Source organism: Solirubrobacter deserti, from assembly GCF_027587175.1.
In the GTDB taxonomy this organism is placed as follows: Bacteria; Actinomycetota; Thermoleophilia; order Solirubrobacterales; family Solirubrobacteraceae; genus Solirubrobacter; species Solirubrobacter deserti.
The window spans coordinates 16,069-34,534 of sequence record NZ_JAPCID010000072.1 but is presented as its reverse complement, the minus strand read 5'-3'; the positions used below and the strand labels follow the sequence as shown (position 1 = coordinate 34,534).

The window sequence follows — 18,466 nt, the reverse complement described above, 5'->3', positions numbered from 1 at the left end:
AGCGCCACCGCCGCAACGCGGCGCGCTCGCGCGCCGCGCGGCAGCGGGCCGCGGCCCCGACGGCGACGGCCCCGCCCGCCGTCGTGCCGTCGCCTACCGCCCCGCCCGCTGTCGCGCCGTCGGCCACGCCCCGGCCCGGCGTCGCTTCACCCGCGGCGCCGCCGAGCCGGGCGCCGCGGGACCGCGACGGCGCGGGCGAGTTCGAGTTGCGCTGACCCGGCTCACCCGTCACCTGCGCGCGTACCGCGCAAGAAGGTCACGAGCTCGGTGCGCGAGCGCAGGCCGAGCTTCGCCAAGACCTGGTTCATGTGCGTCTTGACCGTGGGAATGCTCACGAACAGCGCACGCGCGATCTCGGCGTTGGTGGCGCCGGCCGCGGCGAGCCGGGCCACCTCGATCTGGCGCGGCGTCAGGCCGGAGGCGAGCAGCGGCTCCGTCGCCGCCGGCTCGACCGCGCGCCCGCCGTAGGCCAGCGCAAGCTCGAGGAACGGCTGCACGCGACGCAGCAGCACGCTCTCCGCCTGCGTCAACGGCGGATCGTCGCGGCGGCGAAAGAGCAGCATCGCACCGGCGATCCTCCCGCCGTCGCGGAAGAACACCGACACTTGGGTGCCCACGCCGTGGGCGGCCAGGAACGCGCCGTATGACGACCGCGCGAGGGCGTCCTGGCCGCCGACGTCCGCCGGGCCGACGACCGTTGCCGCGCCGCGGTTCCAGCGCGAGGGCGCGAACGGGTCGAACGTCCGGGCCCGGCTCAAGTACTCGGGACGCAGCCGCGTGAGGTCGAGTCGTCCTTGCGGGCCGTCGACCTTTGCGACCACCGGCCCGGCGGTGAACAGCTCCAGACGCCGGTCCACCGGCGACAGGACGGCTGCTGCCGGCACCACAGTCGTGATCCAGTCCAGTGCGTACCACGCGAGCCGCTCGTCGTCGCCCCAGGCGTCGCCGCCGAGCCGCCGCGAGTAGCCACTGCAGTAGCGGTCGGCGCTCTTAGGCGACGCGATCACGCCGACGAGGTGGCGCGTCGTTGGCGTCGAGCGGGTTCAGGGTGCTGCGCCTGGTGTGGCAATGACGTCCTCCGCGACGGGGTTTGCGGTGCACCCCTTCGTCGGATCGGACGGCGTTTCACCCCCCCACGAGTTTGCGCTCGGCCGGGTGGCGCTCGTTGCGGCGGCCACGGCACGGGCGGCCGCGACCGGCAGCCGGTCAGGTCGTCGCCAAGGGCGGCTCGGCGGCGACGGCGGACGCCTCGGGGTCCACCGGCGCCGCGCCGGTGAACAGGTACCCGTGCAGCAGCGCGCCGCCGACCGCGCCGACGATCGGCGCGACGATGAACAGCCACAGCTGCTCCAGCGCCCACCCCCCGACGAATACGGCCGGTCCGAGGCTGCGCGCAGGGTTGACCGACGTGTTGTCGATCGGGATGCCGACGAGGTGGATCAGCGTGAGCACGAGGCCGATCGGGATGCCGGCGAACGCGACGTTGGCCATCCGATCGGTCGCCGAGAGGACCGTGAACACCAGCAGTCCGGTGAGCACGATCTCGGCGAGCAACGCCGCAAGGAGCGGATAGTTGGACGGTGAGTGGTCGCCGAAGCCGTTCGCGCCGAAGCCTTGCTCGGAAAGGTCGTAGGCGCTGTCAGGAGCCTTGACGATGATGAGCAGCAGCAGCGCCGCGGCGACGGCTCCGAGCACCTGCCCGACGAAGTAGCCGACCGTCTCGCGCCAGGTGATGCGGCGAGAGACGGCGAGGCCGATCGTCACCGCCGGGTTGATGTGGCAGCCGGAGATCGGGCCGATCGCGTACGCCATAGCCAGCAGCGATAGACCGAAGGCGAAGGCGACGCCGAGTGCGCCGATCACCTCCCCGGCGATCACAGCAGAGCCCACGCCGCCAAAGACGAGGACGAACGTGCCGACGAACTCGGCGGCAGTGATACGGCGCGGGTGCATCGAGTCTCCTGTGGGGTCGTATCCGGCCGGCAGTGCGCCGACGTCCCGGAACCCTCCCTTCGCCTGCTCGCGCGCACAAGCGCTGCCCGGCCACATCCACCGAAGGTCGCACTCGGCCCGGCCGGCCCGACGCCTGGTCCGTCGGTCTGCGACCTCGGGTGGAGCTTCAGCCTCGGCGCTTGCCCGGCCGGCGGACCGCGATGAGACTTCGCCGCCTCGGAGATGCCGACATCGACCCGCAGGCGCGACACACGAACCGCTCGCCCGCGCAGGCGCCACACCTGGGATCCGGGGTTCGTCGCCGGCATCGTGCTGACGTACCTCGTCGTCGTCGCCGGGTTTTTCGGCTGCGGCTACCTCCTGGCTCGCCTCTTGCTCTAGCACCGAACCCGATGCGGGCACCGGTTCACCGCGTCACCGGGCTTGACGGAATCTGTGTGCGGTGAGCGGCGTGCTGCATGCCGCCTTTGCGCGCGCGAAACAGCATGCGCCGGCCCGGACGGCGCACATCACGCTCGCGGCGGGCGAGGCGCCGTGCGCGATCCTGATGCTCGGGAGCCCTGATCCCGCCCGCAGGGTCGAGTGGATCGCGGACGAGCTCGCCGCCGCCCACGGGGCGAGCGTTCCGCACACGATCAGCGACGGCTCCGCAGTCTACGGCGACGTGCAGGCGATGCGCGTCCCCGCGCCCTTTCCCGTTCGGCCGCGCGTGAAGCCGGCCTCGCTACGCTCAACCGCATGATCAGGGTCGACTTCGCAATCGCCGGCTGATGGGGCGCTTGGACAAGCTGCTCGGCCGCCGCGAGCAGATCGACTGGGAGCAGCTGCGCCGGGTCGTGCTCCGGCGCGACGACGCCTACGAGGGCTTCGAGCGCGAGAGCTTCGGCGACGAGGTCCCGCAGGATGTCGCGGAGCGCGGTCGTGAGCTGCTGGCCGCGGACGACATCGACGGCGTCCGTGAGCTGCTGATCGACCTCTCGCGCCAGGGCAACGACAACTACGACTACGTCGCGCTCGGCGATCAGCGCGGCGGGTGGTGGGAGTTCCGGGGCTTCGACGTCGCCGACAAGAAGGGCAAGTCCGCGCTGCTGCACCGCAGCCTGCACGACCTCGACGACCGCCTCAGCCCGCACGGGCTGTTCTGGAACCACGAGGACGCGCAGGCGTTCATGCAGGCCGCCAAGGGCGTGGCGATCGTCCCGGTGTTCCGGTTCCGGCGCTCGGGTCTCGCGGCCGGGCAGTCCGTCTGGTACTCGATCGGCAACGAGCACAACCCCGGCAACCCGTTCGGGCGCATCGAGCTGATCATCGACGAGGACAACCACGCGAAGCTCGAGCTGCACTTCGTGGGCGCCAGCTCGGAGTGGACGGGCGACGTCGCCCCCGGGCTGACCGACGAGATCAAGGCGGCGTTCGCTCGCGGGGGCTTTCCGCACCGCCCGCGGCACATGCTGCCCGCGGGCGCGACGGTGCGCGAGGTGGAGCTCGTGGTCGACGACAAGCCCGACTACCTGATGATCTACGACCGGCTCGGCATGGAGGTCGACGGCTACAAGGACGGGTTCGCGATGCTCGAGGCGATCGCGGTCCAGCTCAGCGAAGGCGCCTACAAGGGCGGCGAGGACTCGCTGCCCCCGTCGGTGTCGAACATCCAGCGCACCCGGTGAGCGAAGCGGCCCGCTGGTACCGACCTGACGGGCTCAGCGGCGTCGAGGCGCTGCACGCGAACTTCGAGCGCCACGCGTACCGCCCGCACAGCCACCCGACGTGGACGATCGCGGTGATGGAGCGCGGCGCGGCGGCCTTCCAGGTCGACGCGCGCCGGGAGCGGGCCGACGACGGCGAGTGCTTCGTGCTGGAACCCGAGGCCGTGCACACGGGCGTGCCGGCGGTGCCCGAGGGCTGGGCGTACAAGGTGCTCTACCTGGAGCCGGAGCTGCTGTCGGCGTGGGACGAGCAGGACGCGGCCGCGCCGCGCGCCGCCCGCTGGGTCGTGTTCAAGGACGCGGCGCTCCGGGCCGCGATGCTGCGCGCGCACCGCGCGCTGGCCGAGGAGCCGGCGGGCCTGCAGCGCGACGAGGCCGTCCTGCAGGCGGTCGAGACGCTCAAGCCGCACCTGCGGCCCGGCCCGCCGCCGGCGCGCGACCGCGTCGAACACGCCGCCGTCCGGCGCGCCGTGCAGCACCTGCGCGAACGCTGGGACGAGCCCGTCCCGCTGGCCGAGCTCGCGCGCGTCGCGCAGCTGAGCCGGTTCGAGCTCGTGCGGCGCTTCACCGCGCAGGTCGGCCTGCCGCCGCACGCGTTCCAGACCGACCTGCGCGTCAAGGCCGCCCGCGACCTCCTCACCCGCGGGCACACGCCCGCGCAGGTCGCGCTCACCTGCGGCTTCGCCGACCAGGCGCACCTCACGCGCACGTTCCGGCGCACGGTCGGGATCACGCCCGCCCGCTACGCGAGCGCAAGAACGTTCAAGACGGCCGCGTCCTGAGGCGCGAAGCTGCCCAGCCGATGGGCGTCACCGACTTTCCGACCAAGATCGCCGTCGTCGTGCGCGACGACCTCGCCACCTGGCAGCGGCTCAACGTCACCGCGTTCCTGATGAGCGGGATCATCGCCACGGGCAACGAGCAGACCGTCGGGCCGAACTATGAGGACGCGGACGGCGTCCAGTACCTCCCGATGCTGCGCCAGCCCGTGCTCGTGTTCGAGGGCAGCGCCGACGCGCTGACCAAGACCCACCGGCGCGCGCTGGAGCGTGAGGCCGACATGGCGATCTACACGCGCGAGCTGTTCAGCACCGGCCACGACGACGACAACCGCGCCGCGGTCAAGGCCGTCGCCACCGACGACCTCGACCTCGTCGGCGTCGCGATCCGTGCGCCGCACCGCCAGGCCGATCAGATCCTGCGCGGCCTCAAGCGGCACCCATAGCCGCGACGGACACCGGCTGCCACTCGCGCCAGGTCTCCAGCCGCTCGGCGTAGGCGGCCTCGGCCTGCGGCAACGAGCCGCGCCCGAGGAAGATCCGCCGCGGCGGCTCCTGCGCGTCGACGACCTTGAGGATCGCCTCGCGCGTCGCGCGCGGGTCGCCGAGCTCCCACACCAGGTTCTCGGGGCGCACGGGGTCGTACGCGGGGATGCGCGCGCTCTGCACGCCGGCGTCGAGCCAGCCCGTCCCGAACGGGCCGGGTTCGACCAGCGTGACCTTGATGCCGAGCCCGGCGACCTCCTGCGCGAGCGACTCGGTGAGCCCTTCCACCGCCCACTTGGACGCGTGGTAGGCGCCGATGCCGGGGTACGCGATGATGCCGCCCTCGCTCGTGTTCTGGAGGATGTGGCCGGCGCCCTGGGCGCGCATGATCGGCAGTGCCGCCTGCGTCACCCACAGCGTCCCGTAGAAGTTCGTCTCCATCTGCGCGCGCACCTCGGCCTCGGTGAGCTCCTCGACCATGCCGAAGTGCCCGTAGCCGGCGTTGTTGACGACAACGTCGAGCGACCCGAACGTGTCGGCCGCCTCCTGGACGACCGCGAACGCGCGCTCGCGGTCGGTGACGTCGAGCTCGAGCGCGAGCAGGCGCTCAGCGTGCTGGTCGCGCAGATCGTCGAGCCGCTCGAGCCCGCTGCGTCCCGTGGCCGCGACGCGATCGCCGCGCTCGAGGGCCGCTTCGGTCCATTCGCGGCCGAGTCCCGCCGCCGCTCCGGTGATCAACCAAGTCTTCATGCCTTCGACCGTACGACCGATCTGCTATCGAACAAGCGATGATCTCGCATCGAAGCCATCGCAAACGCGCATGGCTGAGCTGACCCTTGTCGGGATGCGGATCGTCCGCGAGGTGGCGGCCCGCGGCTCGCTCACCGGCGCCGCCCGCGCGCTCGGATACACGCAGTCCGCGATCTCGCGCCAGGTCGCGCTGATGGAGGCGGCGGCCGGCGCGCCGCTGTTCGAGCGTCTGCCGCGCGGCGTGCGGCCCACCGCCCGCGGCCGCGCACTGCTCGCGCACCTCCACCCGATCCTCGACCGCGTCGACGCCGCCGCGCTCGCGCTCACCCAGCTCGAGGAGACGCTCACGGACCGGCTCACGCTCGGCGCGTTCCCGACCGCGCTGAGCACGCTCGTCCCCCGGGCGCTGAAGCGCATGCAGCAAGAGCACCCGGCGATCAGCGTCCGCCTGCGCGAGGGCGGGAGCGCGGCGCAGCTGCGGCGGCTGCGGGCCGAGCGCGTCGACGTCGCGGTGATCGCGGCCGGCGCCAGCGCCGAGTACGACCTCGAAGGCCTCACCCACGACGCGCTCTACCGCGGCGCGATGATGCTCGTCGTGGGCGCCCAGCACCCGTTCGCCGGCCGCTCGTGGGTGAACGTCGGCGACCTCTACGGCCAGACGTGGATCGTCGGCGAGGCCACCGCCGAAGGCCCGCAGTTCGGTGTGTGGCCGACGCTGCAGGAGGACGCGACCGTCGCCTACGCGCTGCGCGACTGGCCGGCGCGCCTCGGCCTGGTGGCCGCCGGGCTCGGCGTCGCGGTCATCCCTTCACTGCTCGCGGACGCGCTCCCGCCCGGCCTGCACGCGATCAACGTCGACGACCCGCGCCCGGTGCGGCGCGAGGTTCTGGCCGTCACCCGCCCGGACCGCTCCGCGGCGACCCAGGCGCTCGTCGACGCGCTGGCTCAGGCGAGCCGGCGCTGAAGATCCTGGACGGCCGCGACCCATTCCGGATCGAGCGTGCCGTCCTCGCCCACAGGTCGTACAGCTCGGACTCCTCGGCGATCCAGTCCGCCGCGGTGTCGTTCTCGAAGTTGCCGGCTCCCCAGGCGCCCACGGGCCTAGATTGCGTCGATCGCCTCGCGCGCAAACGACCGCAGCGCCGACAGCCGCTCGTGCGGGCGCAGGGAGCGCGCGTATTCGTGCGCGTCGGCCTCGCCCGTGATGCGGAGCAGCTTCTTGGTGCGCGCGGTCGCCGAGTGGTGCAGGAACGCGCCGAGCACGAACGCGTCCACCTCGGCGTCCGACGGGCCGTCCCGGAACTCCGGGGTGGGCGTCGGCTCGCCGCCGGACTCCTCCGTCCAGTCCTCGTCGCGCTCCTCGCGCGGGACCGGCTTGGACGCCTCGCGCCGCGCGGCGTCCAAGCGGGCCGAGACCTCCTCGTAGTTCTCCGGCGGCGGCGGGACGTAGCCCGCGCCGAACTTCAGCTCGGTCGCGCTGATGTCCCCGGCGGTGTGCGCCTCCACGAGCTCCTGCGCCTTGGCCTCGGTCACGGCCCCGCGCGCGACCTGGCGGCGCACGAAGTCGGCCGTCGTGAACGACAGGTCCCCGCGCTCGACGCGAGCGAGGATCGTGTCCGGCAGCTCGAGCAGCTTCAGCGACTTGCGCGTCCAGTCCACGGGCGCGCCCACGATCCGCGACACCTCTGCGGCGGTGAGCGACTCGTCCTCCTTCATGATCAGCCGCACGGCACGGGCGAACTGGACGGGCTCGGGCTTGCTCTGGTGGAAGTTCTCGGCGAACTGCATCGTCAGCGCCTCACGCGTGGAGACGCCGTCGACGAGCGTGAAGCGCCACTCCCGCGGCTCTTCCGCCTGGTCGAGCAGCTTCATGGCCGCGAACCGGCGCTGGCCGGCGAGCAGCTCGTACGGCTGCTCTTCGTCCTCGGTCGCGCGCACGAGCGGCGGGTGCAGGAGCCCGGTCTCGCGGATCGAGACCGCGAGCTCGTGGATGGCCTCCAGCGGACCCGTGCGCATGTTCGTCATCGTGCGCACCTGCGCGAGCGGCGCCGTGATGGCGCTGTGCGCCTTGGTCGCGGTCTCGTCCAGGGGCGGGCGGCGAAGGTCCTCGCGGCGCGACTCCTCCTCCGCCTCGCGCATCTGCGCGACCTGTTCCTCGGCCTCTTGAAGCTTGTCGACTGACATCGGACGCGCCAGATAAGCAGACGCGCCGGAGGGAACTCAGCGCCTCACGACGACTCGTGCGGTCTTTCCGGCCACCCCGTCCGCGCGCAGCCCGACGACCGTCACGCGGCCCGTCACGCCCTTGGCCACGCCCGGCACCCGCAGCCGGCGCGTGCGCCCGGAGACGCGCTCCACCAACCCGATCCCGTTGGAGAGCTGCACGCGCACCTCCTGCCGCGCGGCGCCGCGCCCCGGCACCCACGTCAGCCGCAGCGCGCCCGCCCGCTTGGCCGCCTTCAGCCGCCGCGCGATACCCGGCTTCGCGGGCCGCGGCAGCGTGAACGAGCCGAGCGTGAACTGGTCGGAAGCCAGCCCGTCGAGCTCGCCGACGGCGATGACCGTCCGCCGGCCGCCGCGCACCGCCGCCGGCTTCCAGCGCAGCGTCCCGGACGCCCCGCGCGCCACGCCCAGGCGCCGGAACACGCCGTCGCCCTGCTCGTAGAAGCTCACGACCTGGCCGGAGCCGCCGGACTGCTTCCAGCGCAGCTCGCCGCGCTCGACCCGGCCCGTCACCTTCAGGGCCGGCGCGTCGCGCGCCACCTGCACGCCCGTCACGCCCGGCGAGCCCGGCGCGAGTTCCAGCGCCCACGCGCCCGCGGGCGGCCGCGCGATCATGAACGTCTGGCGCTTGAGGGCGGGCTCGCCGACCGACACGCCCGTGGCCGAGCTCACCACGCCCGACGCCGCGCCCGCGTACCGGAGCCCGTTCGGCCCGACCAGCGTCACGACCGGCACGCCGGCATCGCCCGTGACGATCACGTTGAGCTGCCTGAGGCCCGCGCCGACCTGGATCGGTCCGCCCGCTTGCGCCGCCTGCGCCACCTCGTACGGCTTCGTCTTGCACAGCAGCGGCTTGAGGTCGGGCAGTGCGTCGCCCCAGAAGATCCCGGCGCCCGCGCTGATGGGCGGGAACTTGAAGTCGGCGCAGGCGGCCATGCCCTTGGAGGAGACGACCGCGGTCGCGCTCGCCGACAGCGCGCCCAGGCACGCGCGGCCTTCGCCCTTGGCGTTCATCTTCAAGCCGCCGGACACGTCCACGAAGCCCTTGACCGAAGCCTCCGCGCCCGCGATCCCGCCGTCGCAGGACCCGATCTTCGCGTCCGCGCCGAAGTCGATCACGCCCTTGTGCGTGTACTGGAAGAAGCCGCCGCCGACCCGCGTCCCCAGCACGTACACGGGTCCCTCCGCCCGCAGGGAGAACGGCGAGGCCAGGCGCAGCTTGAGGATCCCGAAGTCGTCATAGGGGCGCCCGACGCTGATGATCGGCGTGTCGGTCGGCGACGCACCGCCCGCGACGATCACCTTCCCGGTGATCTGCAGCGGCTTGACCTCCAGGTCGAGCCCGGCGTAGCGCAGGTACACGAGCGGCGGGTACAGCTCCCGCCCGGGCGCGTCGAACTTGGCCGCGATCGCGAGCTTGTCCAGCGTCCCGTTCACGAGCCGGATCTCGCCCTCGAAGTCGGTCCCGGACCCCTCGAGCACGGAGGGCTGGAACTTGAGCTTGCCGGTCCACGTGGGCGGGTCGCTCGTGTACTCCAGGTCGAGGTCGTGGAAGCCGAGCCCGAGCTCGTCGATGTGCGACTTCAGGCCCTGCAGCTGCAGCCCGGTGAAGTTGTCCGAGCGGAAGTCCAGCTGCGCGGTGACGCCGTCGAAGGGCGCGGGCAGGCGCAGGAAACCGGTCAGCAACGCCTTGCCGTCGGTGAGCTTGAGCGTCGCGTCGCCCGTGATCTTCAGGCCGAGCAGCTCGCCGCCGAAGCCGCCGGCGTCGAGATCGATCGCGCCGCCGGGCCGCGTCCACGTGCCCGAGGCCGGGAACGTCCAGTCGAGCTTGGCCTTGCCCAGCTTGATCACGCCCATCGCGACCGACGCGCTCGAGACGGCGAGCGTTCGCTTGGCGGTGTCGACCGTGACGGTCTTGCCGCCCGGGTCGACGGTGATCCCGTTGACCAGGAACGGCTGCGTCGTCGTCAGCTTCGAGCCCGTCGTCTTCTTGAAGCAGCCCGTGGCGAGCAGCTTCGCGACGCCGAGCGCCGGCTGCTTGACGCACGACGGGTCCACCGGCGGCGGCTGGACGGGTGGCGGCGGCGTGTCGGGCGGCGGCGGATCGGGCGGGAAGGCGCTGCCCGGCCCGCCGATCGCGCCGAGCCAGACCTCGTCGTCGTCGGTCGAGCCGTCGCCGGCGTCACGCGTCCACGCCGCCACGCCGGCCCCTCCGGACCCCGCCGCGAGCGCCGGCACCGCGTTCGACATGCCCTGGTCGAGCACGATGCCGTTCTTCGGCCACGCCTCGCCGGTCGCGGACGCGCTGTAGACGAGCGCCGCGGAGGCGGCACCGCGGTACTTCGGGCTGCCCGAGCGCCACAGCGCGTGCACGTTGGACGCGCTGTCCAGAAACGCCCACACGTCACGCGTCTCGTCGTCCTCGTTGACGACGACCGGCGCGCCGAACGCGTCGGACGCATGGTCGTAGCGACGCACGTTGATCCGCCAGTCCGTGCCCGCGACGTACTGGTAGGAGACCAGCGCGGGCGCGGCGAGGGCATTGGCGGCGAGGTCGATCGTCGGGCCGACGTCACCGAGCGTCTTGGCCGCCCGCCAGTTCGCGACGTTGCGCACGTCGCCCGCGCCGCTGTGGGACTGGTAGGCGGTGATCCCGGTGCCCGTGCTGCGGGAGACGACGACCGGCGAGGCCGTGGTCGCGAGCCCGACGTCGGCCTCGTAGGAGCCCGGGACGATCAGGTCCACCGCACCCTGGCTGACGCCCGGCGAGTTCGTGGTGCCGAACGTCAACCGCGCGCCGGTCGGTGTGCCGACCTGGGTGAGCCAACCGACCTGGAACTCGCCCGGCCCGAAGATCGTGCCCTGGTGCGAGTTTCCCGGGACGGTGTTGGTGATCCGCTTCGGCGCCGCCCACGTCCCGCCGCTGAGCACGACGTCCCACAGGCCCGGCGTGCCGAAGTCGCCGCCCGCGAACCAGACCGAGACGAGCACGTGCACCGCGCCGGCCGGCGCACGCACGATGTCGATGTCGCCGCCCGCGCTCGACCACGTGCGCGTCGCGGCGCACGCCTCCGTCCCCGGGGCGACCCGGCAGTACGTGATCGTGTTGCCGCTGCGCCAGAGGACATGCGCGGTCCCGTCGGGGTCCGCGACCGCGTGCACGTTGCCGCCCGTGCCGACGCGCGTCTTGGCCCCGGCCACGCCGCACCAGACCAGCAGCAGCACCATGCACGCGATCAGGCTCCGCAAAGCGAAGCGGACTGTACTCCTTAAGCGCGCGCCGCTCGCCAGAACGTGTAGACGGCCGTGTACGGGACCTCGGCGACCTTGCCGGCGGTCGCCGCCGTGCACTTGGACGCGGCCGGCGCGACGCCGCCCGTGGTCGCCAGGCGCTGGATGTAGGACGTCTTGCCGAGGTGGCCCGGCGCCGTGGGGGTGGCCTTCAGCAGCAGGTGCGGGATCGCGCCCACGGGGCTCGGCTCCTCGGCCACCTTCGCCCCGACGACCGTGCTGCCGTCGCGAGCCTCCCACGTCGGGCCGGCGTAGTGGTCGATGCGGCCGTTGAGGCTGTAGACCGTCGCACGCGGGCCGGTGAAGGCCCAGGCCGTGCCGTCGCACTTGTAGGTCTGCACACCGAGCGCGAACCCGGCGTCGAACGGCACATGACCGGCCGGCGGGTTCACGTCGGACTGGGCCGCGGCGGGGGCGGCCAGGGCGAGGGTCAGCAGAGCTGCGGTGGGGAGGATGCGCATGGCGGGGCAGCTTGGAGGCTGCGCCCGCCCGTGTCACTCGGGTCGACGCCCTTAACTTTCGTTCTCGATCACCGAGAGGATGTTCCCGGCGGGATCGCGGAACCACGCGATCGGCGGGCCGGCGTTGCGCGCGATCCCGCGCTCGTCCTGCTCGAAGCCGTCGTAGATCTCCATGTCCACGCCGCGCTCGAGCAGCTCGTCGACCGTCGCCTCGATGTCGTCGACCCCGAAGTTGAGGATCGTGTAGGTGGCCGGCTCGTGGTTCGGCTTGGGATAGATGAGCGTGTCGCGCCCGCCGGCGAGGTGCAGGATCAGCATCCCGTTGTCCTCGCTGGTCTCGATGCCGAGCGTGTCGGCATAGAACGCGCGCGCGGCCTCGATGTCGGGGGCCGAGAAGCCGCTGAAGGCCTTCGTGTCCTTGAACATGTGGATTAAGACCGTGCCACGTCCGGCAATTCATCGGGCAGCCCGAAGGCGCTGAAGAGCGAGGAGTCGAAGGTGGTGATCTCGGCGATCTCGCCGTCGGCGACCCGGAGCACGTCGAACTTGAACGCGCGGAAGACCGTGTCGCCCGGGCGGCGCAGGTAGGAGGCGGCGCAGGGCATCCGGTTCGCGCGCGTCTCCACCAGCCGCCACTCGCCCATCTCGCGCGCGCTGGCGATCAGCGGGCGCAGCGCCTGCCGGCCCACGTACTCGCCCGGGTTCGGCGGCATCGTGACCCGGATGTCCTCGCGCATGAGCTGTGCCGCGGCCTCGTAGTCGCCGCTCTCGTGGTGCTCGATGAACCCGCGCAGCAGCTGCTGCTCGGGCTCGCTGAGCTCGACGCGCGCCTCCGGGCGCTCGGGCAGCCGCTCCTTGAGCGTCGCCCGCGCCCGCTGCAGCGCGCTGTTGGCCGCCTGCACGCTCAGGTCGAGGATCTCGGCCGTCTCCGCCGCCGACCACTCGAGCACGTCGCGCAGCACCAGCACCGCGCGCTGGCGCGCCGGCAACAGCTGGATGACGGCCATGTACGTGAGCTCGATCGTCTCGCGCGCGACGACGACCGCGTCCGGCTCGTGCTCGCTGGGCGCGACCTCGTCCAGCAGCCGGTCCGGGTACGGCTGCAGCCACGGGATCTCGCCCTGCGCGGGTGCGCGCCGCTTCTTCGCGCGCAGGGCGTCCAGGCACGTGTTGGTGGCGATCTTGTACAGCCACGCGCGCAGGCCTTCACCGCCGGAAAAGCCCTCGCGCGCCTTCCACGCGCGCAGGAAGGCGTCCTGGAGCGCGTCCTCGGCCTCTTCGAAGGAGCCGAGCATCCGGTAACAGTGCACGTGCAGCTCACGCCGGTGGGCGTCGAGCGCGCGGTTGAACGTGATCTCGTCGAGGCTCATGGCGGTCAAACGACGTGACCGCCGGAAACTAACCGGTCGGCGTCGCCGTCGCCGCCGGCGTCTCGACCGGTGCCGGAGGCGTCGGCGTCGGCTCGGGCGGCGGCGGCGTCGCGGCCGGGGGAGCGGGCGTGGGGGTCGCGACGGGCGTGGGGGCCGGCGTCGGGGTCCGCTTGGGCTTGACGACGCCCGGCCCGGACTCGCCGCTGCCCGCCATCACGACCTGCGGCCGCTTCTTGTGCCGCATCCACTCGGGCACCTGCTGCCGGTCGGCCTTCTTCTTCTTCTTCGCCGCGGCCGTCGGGTTCGCCGTCGGCGTCCACACCGGGGTCGCCTGCGCCACGACGACCGTCGCGGTCGGCGTGGGCGTCGCCCTGGGCTTGGCGCGCTTCTTCTTCTTGGCGAGCTTCGCCTTCATCGGCGTCGGCGTCGCGGTCTGGACCACCAGCGGCACCGCGACCGTCACCGTCGGCGCCGCCACCGCGCCCGTGCCGACCGCGGTCAGGCACGCGGCCGTGCACATCTTCGCAGCGGTCGCGTGCATCTCCCACGCGGGGTTGAACGCGATCAGGTCGCGCAACTTGTCGCGGATGCCCGCCGTGCGCACGATCAGGCCGAACGGGATCAGCAGCGCCACGCGGCGGCGGCGCCGGATCGCGCGGTGCGCCCGCGCGCAGGCACGGCAGCCGTCGAGGTGCAGCGTCACCGTGCCCGAGAGCCGCACGCCGCGCAGCGCCGCCGCCTCCATCTCCAGGCGCACGTCGCCGCAGTCCATGTCCGCCGCCGCGAGCCGGTGCGTGAGCGTACGGCGCGAGCGGGCCACCAGCGACTTGGCCGTGTCGGCGCCGACGTCGAGCGCGTGCCCGATCTCTTCCAGCGAGCGCCCCTCGAGCGCGCTGAGCTTCAGCGCGGTGCGCTGGCGCTCGGGCAGCTCGCACATCGCGCTCACCACGCGGTCGAGCTCGTGCGCCTGCATCGCGCGCGCCTCGGGATCGTCGGACACCTTCGCCGCGACGCCCGCGTCGAGCGGCAGCGCGTCGCGCTCGCGCCGGGCGATGTCCAGCGCTCGCCGCCACGCGATCGTGGACAGCCACGCGCGCACGTCGGCCGGGCGCGTGCCGGCGATCAGCGCCCGGTGCGCGGCGAGCAGCGCCTCCTGCACCGCATCCTCGGCCAGCTCAGGCCGGAAGCGCCGCGCGACGTAGCGCAGCAGTGGTTTCTGGTGGCGTTCCACGAGCTCGTCGAAAGCCCGCTCGTCGCCGCCGCCCGCGCGTTCGGCGAGCCGTCGGTCGTGCTCACGGTCGTCTGACATCCACACGGCTGACGCTCGATCTCAGGAGATGTGTCGCAGGTTCGGAAAACTTTTGATGACGCGACACCGGGCGGCGGCGCGACCGACGTGGAAGGTATGCGAATCCCCACTCTCTCCGCCATCGCGCTAGCCGCACTTCTCGCCACCGGCGGCGTCGCCGAAGCCCAGGTCGCCGGCGGCGGCGCCGGCGCACCGTCGGTCTCCCCCGTGACCGACTTCCCGCTCGTGAAGGTCGACGCCAAGGTCTTCGATGCTGCCGGCACCACGGTCAAGACGCTCGCCTGCGAGTGGACCGAGCCCGAGGACGACGACATGCCGTGCATCAAGTTCCAGGGCGACCCGCAGACGGCGTTCGCGACCATCGAGGAAGCCGGCGGTGTCAGCGCCGAGAAGACGACCACCCTCGAGGACGGCAGCACCACGAGCGTCTACTCCAAGCGGGCCGACGGCACCTGGCTGATCCGCACGCGCGGCACGGTCGGCGGCAAGGACATGCACTTCGGCCAGGTCTGCACCGCCGACGGCCAGAAGTGCCAGATGTGGGACGTGGAGGGCGCCAAGTTCGCCCGCAAGTCCGTCCGCGCCGCCGCCGCCAAGCTCAAGAGCGGCAAGATCGACAACTCCCGCAAAGGCCGCTAGCCCCGGGGGTCACGCCCGGCCGCGCATGACGCGCGGCCGGGTGCCGGTGGCTCTAGCTCGCCGCCGCGACGACCGTCGGCGTCACGCCGGTCATGCCGCGCGCGTTCGGATGGAACGGGGCGGCGGCGTTGCCCGGCACGAGCGGCTCCAGCCAGCGCGTGCCCGAGCCCTTGCACGCGTCCTTGCCCAGGCTCGCCGTGTAGGTGTCCGCGAGCCGCACACCCGGCCCGTACTCGCGGTTGGCCTCGGTGACCTGGCGGGCGATCATCGCGTTGAGCTCGAGCTGGATGCCGCGCACGTACGGCACGTCGGCCCAGGCCAGCGGCACCTGCGGCCAGCAGCCCGAGCCGCTCGAAGGCAGGATCGCCTCGTAGTTGAGCACCACGATCCGCGCCCGGTCGAGGCTGCGCGCCTTGATGTCGCGCAGGACGGCCGCGACCTTCGGCGCGGTCTCCCCGATCCGCCGGCGCAGCTCGTCCACCCCGTTGCGCACGTAGCGGTCCTGGCACGGGCGGCCGAACGGGTTCGCCGTCTGGCAGTTGGTCAGGATCTCGGTGAAGCCGATGTCGTTGCCGCCGATCTGCAGCGAGACCACCCGCGTGTCAGCGGCGATCGCGTCCAGCTGCGGCGGGTTGGTCCCGGCGTACGTCTCCTGGGAGGTCGTCATCTCGGCGGTCTCGGCGCCGCTGCACGAGACGTCCCGGAGCGACACGCCGAGCTGTGCGGACGCCTGCCGTGCGTAGTTGCGCGTGGAGCGCAGGCAGCCGAGCGGGTTGAGCGTCTGACTGGGGATCAGCGGCCCGGCGGCGAACGAGTCACCGAGGCCGACCCAGTAGGCCGCGTTGGCGGACGCCGGGGCGACCGCGAGGGCTCCGATCGTCGCGGCGACGGCCGCGAACGCGCGCAAAGTGTGCACGACACCTCCCAGTGGTGGACCGCTGCGAGGTTCCTCCGCTGGTGACGACCTGTCAAATTGCAAGTGAGTGCTCGCCCTGATCACCTCGGTGCTCGCGGCCGCGGTCCCGCAGCCGACGATCGTGCAGAAGCCGATCCCCTTCCCCCGCGCGCGCAAGGAGCAGATGGCCGCGTACGCGCGCCGCCACTACGGCATCGACTCCTACCGGCTGCGCGACCCGAAGGTGATCGTCCAGCACTACACGGTCACCTCCACCTTCCAGCAGACCTACAACACCTTCGCGCCCAACCGCCCGGACCCGGAGCTCAAGGAGCTGCCGGGCACGTGCGCGCACTACGTGATCGACCGCGACGGCACGATCTACCAGCTCGTCCCGCGCTCGATCATGTGCCGCCACACGGTGGGCCTGAACTACACGTCGTTCGGGATCGAGCACGTCGGGATGAGCGACGGCGACGTGATGGGCAACCAGCGCCAGCTGGCGGCCTCGCTGCGGCTCACGCGCTGGCTGCGCTGCCGCTACGGCATCGAGACCAAGAACGTGATCGGCCACAACGAGAACCGCTCGTCGCCGTTCCACAAGGAGAACGTCGAGCGGCTGCGGACGCAGACGCACGGGGATTTCACCCGCGCGACGATGCAGAGATATCGCGCCCGGATGCTCGACTGTTGAGTATGTTGACCGCATGCGAGCTCTCGCGGCGGTCACCCTCGTCCTGACCATCGCGTTCGCGGACGTCGCCGGCGCTGCCACGAAGCGACCGCGCCTGAAGGCGTTCGCCTCGTGCACGCAGCTCGTCGACTACGCGCGCGCGGGCGCCGAGCGCACGGGCGGCGGAGTGGGGGTGACGGGCCGCGCGGCGCCGATGCCGGTCGATGTCGTCACCACGCCGCCGATCCGGCCGCCGGCCGAGCGCGTCACCTCAGCGCCGCCGGCCGCGGCTCCCGTGTCGGGCGAGAGCGACTCGGGTGCGGCCGTCGGGGGCGCCGTCCCGGAGTTCTCCGGCACCAACGTGCAGGAGATCGGCGTCGACGAGCCGGACATCCTCAAGACGGACGGCCGCCGGGTGTTCGCGGTGACCGACCGCACGCTGCGGGTGATCGACGTCGAGAGCGGGACGGTCACCGGCACGCTGACGCTGGAGGGCCACGGCCACCAGCTGCTGCTGCGCGGCGATCGCGTGCTGGCGATCGCGGCCAAGAGCGGGGATTCCGGGCCGCAGGAGCGCCTCGACGCGCAGTTCCCGCCGGGGGAGCAGGCGACGATCGTCACCGAGCTCGACGTCAGCGCCGCGCCGAAGGTCCTGCGCACGATGGAGGTCCCCGGCCGCTTCGTCGACGCGCGCCAGAACGGCGCGGTCGCCCGGCTCGTGTTCGAGGGCGCGCCGGCGGCGGTCGAGGACCCGGCGGAAGCCAGCGTGCGCGACTTCCTCGGCCGCACGACGCTCAAGAGCAACCTCTCGGGCAAGACGTTCCGCCGCAACCTCACGCCGTGCGACGCCGTCTCGCACCCGCGCCGGTTCTCCGGCCTCGGCGTGCTCGCGATCCTCACGGTCGACCTGGATCGCGGCATGTACTCGCTGGACCGCGACGGCGTGATGGCGAGCGCGCAGGTCGTCTACGGCTCCGCCGGCTCGCTGTACGTCGCCAGCCACCGCTACGTGCGCGGGCTGGAGACCGGCGGCGAGGTGCCCGAGGGCATGCAGACCGAGATCCACCGCTTCGACATCACCGACCCGACGAAGACGGTCTACCGGGCGACGGGCGTCGTGCCCGGCTTCATCCTGAACAACTACGCGCTCTCCGAGCACGAAGGCAAGCTGCGCGTCGCCTCGACCGAGGAGCCCAGCTGGGCGCCCGGCTCCCAGCAGGAGAGCCAGAGCACGGTGACCGTGCTCGACCAGCAGGGCGCCCGCCTCGTCCGGATCGGCTCGGTGACCGGCCTCGGCAAGGGCGAGCGCATCTACGCCGTGCGCTTCATGGGCGAGCAGGGCTACGTCGTCACCTTCCGGCAGATCGACCCGCTCTACACGCTCGATCTGCGCGACCCGAAGGCGCCGAAGGTCGTCGGCGAGCTCAAGATCCCGGGCTACTCCGCGTACCTGCACCCGGTCGGCGAGGGCCGGTTGCTGGGCGTCGGCCGCGAAGGCGAGGCCGTGCAGGCGTCGCTGTTCGACGTCTCCAACCCCGCCGCGCCGGCGCGGCTCGCGGTGCTCCCGTTCGGCTCCGGCTCCACGCCGGTCGAGAACGAACCGCACGCCTTCACCTACTGGGCGCCCGCGAACCTGGCCGTGATGCCGGTCGAGAGCTACGGCGAGGCGCCGTTCACCGGCGCGGCCGCGATCAAGATCGGACCGACGTCGCTGGTCGAGCAGGGCCGGCTCGAGCATGAGACGCCCGAGCGCGGCCAGGTGCCGATCCAGCGCTCGTTCGTCATCGGCGACCGCCTCTACACGCTGTCCTACCTCGGCGTGCTCTCGAGCGACATCGCGACGCTCGGCGCCGTCAAGTACACGGCCTTTTAGAGTCCGCCGGGCAATGTGCGGTGCGCCCGATGTGGTGCAGCCGTGGATGTGCCGCAGC

The 18,466-nt window shown here is 72.5% G+C and carries 18 protein-coding genes and 1 pseudogene; 9 read left to right on the top strand and 10 right to left on the bottom strand.

What is annotated here, in order from left to right:
• A pseudogene (locus OJ962_RS31405) lies at nucleotides 1-215 on the top strand (hypothetical protein); the annotation flags it as partial.
• A gap of 6 nt (nucleotides 216-221) precedes the next feature.
• Here the strand turns inward: OJ962_RS31405 and OJ962_RS31400 are convergent.
• Complete coding sequence (locus OJ962_RS31400) at nucleotides 222-1,007, bottom strand: helix-turn-helix transcriptional regulator (RefSeq protein WP_270006849.1); 786 nt, start codon at nucleotides 1,005-1,007, stop codon at nucleotides 222-224.
• 199 nt (nucleotides 1,008-1,206) lie between these two features.
• The gene (gene aqpZ, locus OJ962_RS31395; RefSeq protein WP_202954880.1) at nucleotides 1,207-1,953 is read right to left on the bottom strand and encodes an aquaporin Z; all 747 of its coding nucleotides are present in this window, start codon (nucleotides 1,951-1,953) and stop codon (nucleotides 1,207-1,209) included.
• Nucleotides 1,954-2,395: 442 nt separating this feature from the next.
• Between aqpZ and OJ962_RS31390 the strand changes: the two genes are divergently transcribed.
• The 4 genes from OJ962_RS31390 to OJ962_RS31375 are packed head-to-tail and all read left to right on the top strand — an operon-like array spanning nucleotide 2,396 to nucleotide 4,884.
• Nucleotides 2,396-2,695, top strand: coding sequence for a hypothetical protein (locus OJ962_RS31390; protein ID WP_202954879.1), 300 nt, complete (start codon nucleotides 2,396-2,398; stop codon nucleotides 2,693-2,695).
• Between the two features lie 37 nt (nucleotides 2,696-2,732).
• On the top strand, nucleotides 2,733-3,620 hold the full coding sequence (locus tag OJ962_RS31385; RefSeq protein ID WP_270006848.1) for a hypothetical protein: 888 nt from the start codon (nucleotides 2,733-2,735) through the stop codon (nucleotides 3,618-3,620).
• Nucleotides 3,617-4,441, top strand: coding sequence for an AraC family transcriptional regulator (locus OJ962_RS31380; RefSeq protein ID WP_202954877.1), 825 nt, complete (start codon nucleotides 3,617-3,619; stop codon nucleotides 4,439-4,441). The genes OJ962_RS31385 and OJ962_RS31380 overlap by 4 nt, the downstream gene beginning before the upstream one ends.
• Before the next feature lie 20 nt (nucleotides 4,442-4,461).
• The gene (locus tag OJ962_RS31375) at nucleotides 4,462-4,884 is read left to right on the top strand and encodes a DUF2000 domain-containing protein (protein ID WP_202954876.1); all 423 of its coding nucleotides are present in this window, start codon (nucleotides 4,462-4,464) and stop codon (nucleotides 4,882-4,884) included.
• Here the strand turns inward: OJ962_RS31375 and OJ962_RS31370 are convergent.
• Nucleotides 4,868-5,674 carry an SDR family NAD(P)-dependent oxidoreductase gene (locus OJ962_RS31370; RefSeq protein WP_202954875.1) on the bottom strand — a complete coding sequence of 269 codons (807 nt, stop codon included), beginning with the start codon at nucleotides 5,672-5,674 and terminating at the stop codon, nucleotides 4,868-4,870. The two genes, OJ962_RS31375 and OJ962_RS31370, sit on opposite strands and share 17 nt — an antisense overlap.
• A 70-nt stretch (nucleotides 5,675-5,744) precedes the next feature.
• Between OJ962_RS31370 and OJ962_RS31365 the strand changes: the two genes are divergently transcribed.
• Nucleotides 5,745-6,638: a LysR family transcriptional regulator gene (locus OJ962_RS31365; RefSeq protein WP_202954874.1), complete on the top strand. Its 894-nt coding sequence runs from the start codon at nucleotides 5,745-5,747 to the stop codon at nucleotides 6,636-6,638.
• A gap of 137 nt (nucleotides 6,639-6,775) precedes the next feature.
• Here the strand turns inward: OJ962_RS31365 and OJ962_RS31360 are convergent, their stop codons facing one another.
• Genes OJ962_RS31360 through OJ962_RS31335 form a run of 6 tightly spaced genes read right to left on the bottom strand, consistent with a single transcriptional unit; the run spans nucleotide 6,776 to nucleotide 14,328 of the window.
• Nucleotides 6,776-7,858, bottom strand: a complete 1,083-nt coding sequence (locus OJ962_RS31360; protein WP_202954873.1) for a ParB/RepB/Spo0J family partition protein — start codon at nucleotides 7,856-7,858, stop codon at nucleotides 6,776-6,778.
• A 36-nt stretch (nucleotides 7,859-7,894) separates the two neighbouring features.
• The gene (locus tag OJ962_RS31355; RefSeq protein ID WP_202954872.1) at nucleotides 7,895-11,146 is read right to left on the bottom strand and encodes a hypothetical protein; all 3,252 of its coding nucleotides are present in this window, start codon (nucleotides 11,144-11,146) and stop codon (nucleotides 7,895-7,897) included.
• 20 nt (nucleotides 11,147-11,166) lie between these two features.
• Nucleotides 11,167-11,649: a DUF3455 domain-containing protein gene (locus OJ962_RS31350; RefSeq protein ID WP_202954871.1), complete on the bottom strand. Its 483-nt coding sequence runs from the start codon at nucleotides 11,647-11,649 to the stop codon at nucleotides 11,167-11,169.
• Nucleotides 11,650-11,700: 51 nt separating this feature from the next.
• The gene (locus tag OJ962_RS31345; RefSeq protein ID WP_202954870.1) at nucleotides 11,701-12,075 is read right to left on the bottom strand and encodes a VOC family protein; all 375 of its coding nucleotides are present in this window, start codon (nucleotides 12,073-12,075) and stop codon (nucleotides 11,701-11,703) included.
• Nucleotides 12,076-12,080: 5 nt separating this feature from the next.
• On the bottom strand, nucleotides 12,081-13,028 hold the full coding sequence (locus OJ962_RS31340) for an RNA polymerase subunit sigma-70 (RefSeq protein ID WP_255525885.1): 948 nt from the start codon (nucleotides 13,026-13,028) through the stop codon (nucleotides 12,081-12,083).
• A gap of 19 nt (nucleotides 13,029-13,047) precedes the next feature.
• On the bottom strand, nucleotides 13,048-14,328 hold the full coding sequence (locus OJ962_RS31335; RefSeq protein ID WP_202954868.1) for an RNA polymerase sigma factor: 1,281 nt from the start codon (nucleotides 14,326-14,328) through the stop codon (nucleotides 13,048-13,050).
• Between the two features lie 96 nt (nucleotides 14,329-14,424).
• Here OJ962_RS31335 and OJ962_RS31330 point away from each other — a divergent pair, with 96 nt between their 5' ends.
• Nucleotides 14,425-14,967, top strand: coding sequence for a hypothetical protein (locus OJ962_RS31330; RefSeq protein WP_202954867.1), 543 nt, complete (start codon nucleotides 14,425-14,427; stop codon nucleotides 14,965-14,967).
• A gap of 52 nt (nucleotides 14,968-15,019) precedes the next feature.
• Here the strand turns inward: OJ962_RS31330 and OJ962_RS31325 are convergent, their stop codons facing one another.
• Nucleotides 15,020-15,883, bottom strand: a complete 864-nt coding sequence (locus OJ962_RS31325; protein WP_202954866.1) for an SGNH/GDSL hydrolase family protein — start codon at nucleotides 15,881-15,883, stop codon at nucleotides 15,020-15,022.
• 67 nt (nucleotides 15,884-15,950) lie between these two features.
• Between OJ962_RS31325 and OJ962_RS31320 the strand changes: the two genes are divergently transcribed.
• On the top strand, nucleotides 15,951-16,556 hold the full coding sequence (locus OJ962_RS31320; protein WP_202954865.1) for an N-acetylmuramoyl-L-alanine amidase: 606 nt from the start codon (nucleotides 15,951-15,953) through the stop codon (nucleotides 16,554-16,556).
• 13 nt (nucleotides 16,557-16,569) lie between these two features.
• Nucleotides 16,570-18,408 carry a beta-propeller domain-containing protein gene (locus OJ962_RS31315; protein ID WP_202954864.1) on the top strand — a complete coding sequence of 613 codons (1,839 nt, stop codon included), beginning with the start codon at nucleotides 16,570-16,572 and terminating at the stop codon, nucleotides 18,406-18,408.
• The last annotated feature ends 58 nt before the right edge of the window (nucleotides 18,409-18,466 follow it).